This is a genomic window from Empedobacter sp. UBA7252 (assembly GCF_002472765.1).
GTDB classification, from domain to species: Bacteria; Bacteroidota; Bacteroidia; order Flavobacteriales; family Weeksellaceae; genus Empedobacter; species Empedobacter falsenii_B.
The window spans coordinates 14,442-16,989 of sequence record NZ_DKSQ01000090.1; the positions used below are offsets into that span (position 1 = coordinate 14,442).

The 2,548-nt window shown below is 26.5% G+C and carries 4 protein-coding genes; 2 read left to right on the top strand and 2 right to left on the bottom strand.

Going from position 1 to position 2,548, the window contains the following annotated elements; translation table 11 throughout:
- Both B2X73_RS13090 and B2X73_RS13095 read left to right on the top strand, forming a co-directional pair.
- On the top strand, positions 1-242 hold a 242-nt coding region (locus B2X73_RS13090; RefSeq protein WP_291096596.1), incomplete at its 5' end, for a hypothetical protein.
- 85 nt (positions 243-327) lie between these two features.
- Positions 328-1,437, top strand: a complete 1,110-nt coding sequence (locus tag B2X73_RS13095; RefSeq protein WP_286495779.1) for an endonuclease — start codon at positions 328-330, stop codon at positions 1,435-1,437.
- Positions 1,438-2,010: 573 nt separating this feature from the next.
- On the opposite strand, the gene B2X73_RS13100 is transcribed toward B2X73_RS13095, so the two are convergent.
- Positions 2,011-2,472 (bottom strand): LexA family protein, encoded by a 462-nt coding sequence (locus B2X73_RS13100; protein WP_291096598.1) that lies wholly within the window; start codon positions 2,470-2,472, stop codon positions 2,011-2,013.
- Between the two features lie 3 nt (positions 2,473-2,475).
- On the bottom strand, positions 2,476-2,548 hold a 73-nt coding region (locus B2X73_RS15355), incomplete at its 5' end, for a DUF4113 domain-containing protein (protein ID WP_414647163.1).

A 2,548-nucleotide genomic window follows, 5' to 3' on the forward strand; every position in this document is an offset into this window, starting at 1 on the left:
AGTTGCAATTTGACTTGTCTGAATTATATGCACGAAAAATTAGAAAAGATTTTAAAGATTTACAAGCCAAAAAAGTCATGAATAAAGATTCTTATCGAGCAAAATTTTTGTTAGGTTCTAAGAATTTTCAGAAAAAATTGAAATCGATAGCTGGAGTTTCTTTAAATCAACCTGACTTATACAAATTATTAAATAAACAAATTCAAGATTCATTGGTGATTTATCAAAATTACAGTAAATAATTTAACAATTAGTAAACTTTAAATTTCATAAATTTATACAAAGTACAAGCTGTGGAAATCACAGCTTTTTTTAGCTAAATTGTTTATGAAAAAAATTTTATGTTCTTTATCTATATTTACAGTAAGTGTTTTAGCGTCAGCGCAAGCACCAAGTAACTATTACGACACTGCAACTGGTAGCAGCTTTACCTTAAAAACACAGCTATATGAAATAATAAAAAACCATACAGATTTAACATATGGCGGATTATGGACACTTTATAATAGAACAGATTCTGATAATGGTTTTTTAGATAAATATGATGAAAAAGATAATTCTATTTATGATATTTATTCAGAGATACCGAAAAAAATTGATCCTTATAATTTTATAAAATCTTCAGATCAATGTGGCAGTTCTGGTTATAAAAATGAAGGAGACTGCTACAACAGAGAGCATATTATTCCTCAAAGTGTTTTTAATAAAAACTCTCCTATGGTTGCAGATGCATTCCATATCTGGCCAACTGATGGTTATGTTAATAATAAAAGAGATAATTTTCCTTATGGAGTTGTTGAAAGTGCAACATACACTTCTTTAAATGGCTCTAAATTAGGAAGTAATAAAAACTCTGGATACTCTGCGGGATTTTCTGGAACAGTTTTCGAACCAATTGATGAGTTTAAAGGTGATATAGCTCGTGCTTATTTTTATTTTGCTACTCGTTATCAAGAAAATGGTATTCAGAGTTGGTCTTATGCTATGTTTAATAAAACAAAAGATAAAGTTTTTACAGACACTTTCTTGAAAATATTAATGACTTGGCATTTAAATGATCCTGTTTCTGATCGTGAAAAAGATATTAATAATTTAGTCTACAGATACCAAAAAAACAGAAACCCATTTATTGATCATCCTGAATATGCAGAAAAAATTTGGGGTTCAAATTTAGGAACTGGAGATTTCGAATATCAAAAGCGTGATGATGTTTCAGTTTACAATGTAACAAATCGTTCGATTAAAGTTAAACTTGAAAATAATTCGAAATCAATTCAGAAAGTTTCTGTTTTTAATTTCAATGGACAATTAATTAATGAAGTTTCAAATTCGTCAAATCAAAAAGAAGTTGAAGTTAATTTCAAAAACCCAGGTATTTATATCATCAAAGTTGTTGGAAAACAAATGGAAATCAACAAAAGAGTTGTAATAAAATAATCATTAATCAAACCATCATAAAAAAATCCTTCGCTCATACAAGTGAAGGATTTTTTAATTTAGTAAATGGAAAAAATTATTAGTCATTATTGATATTTTTCTTAAAAAATGTGCTTCCATAAAGAAACATGATTAATAAAAAAGGGATACCAAGCGTGACTGATAATAAAATAAATGTTTTTAACATACTAATAAGAAATGTTTTAGTTTCTAATACTTTTATCAATTTACAATTAATAGTTTTATATTATTCATAATAAAATATCTTTTTTTATTTATTAACACTATTTTTATCAACTTAATAATTAAAAGCTTTTCATTAATATAAATTCATAAAAAAAGTCGCTTAAAATTAAGCGACTCATATATAGAAAATTCTATTTTAAATTATTGGTTTCCTTTAGCGTAATTGAGTATAATTTTTAAGCATTTGTTATTCTGTTAGATACAACAAATAAAAAGTTTCATAAAAAAAATTTGCAATGAATTAGCAATATTTTGTGTTTTTCAATAAACACAAAACGTTCAGAAATCTCTTTCCGAACGCTTAACAAATATACAATAAATAAGTTATTAAACTTTTCTTTTTTGTCTGATTAATGAAGTTACTACTCCAAGAATTAAAACTGTATCTTCATCATCTAATTGAATTGCATTTTTGTATTTAGGATTCAAAGGGAAAATTTTCTTGTTAATTGCATCGTATCGCTTAAAAGTATATTCAGAATTATTAACCGAAACAATAATATCATCATTATGCCTTGGTTCAATATCTGAACGAATTACCAATAAATCACCAATCAAATAATCTGGATACATACTGTCTCCTGCTACCCTATTTAAATATGTAGCTTCAGGTTTATCTAGTAAAGATTCATCTAGACTAATAGTATTTTGAACAAAATCTGCTGCAGGTGATGGAAAACCTGCCGACACTTCACCTAAAAATTGAACATAAACTTTTTCAGCATTAACATTAATTGGAACACTAATTAATTCATCTGATAATTTAGGAGCTTTTATAAATTTTACCATTATCTAATTTACATTTAAAATATCACTTAATTTAGTTGTGTAAGATGGCGACAAGCGTTCTTGCTTCATTTTCCAC

Bases quoted from the DNA above. Each gene is read 5' to 3' on its own strand.
- B2X73_RS13095 (WP_286495779.1), top strand. From the start codon at position 328: ATGAAAAAAATTTTATGTTCTTTATCTATATTTACAGTAAGTGTTTTA.
- B2X73_RS13100 (WP_291096598.1), bottom strand. From the start codon at position 2,472: ATGGTAAAATTTATAAAAGCTCCTAAATTATCAGATGAATTAATTAGT.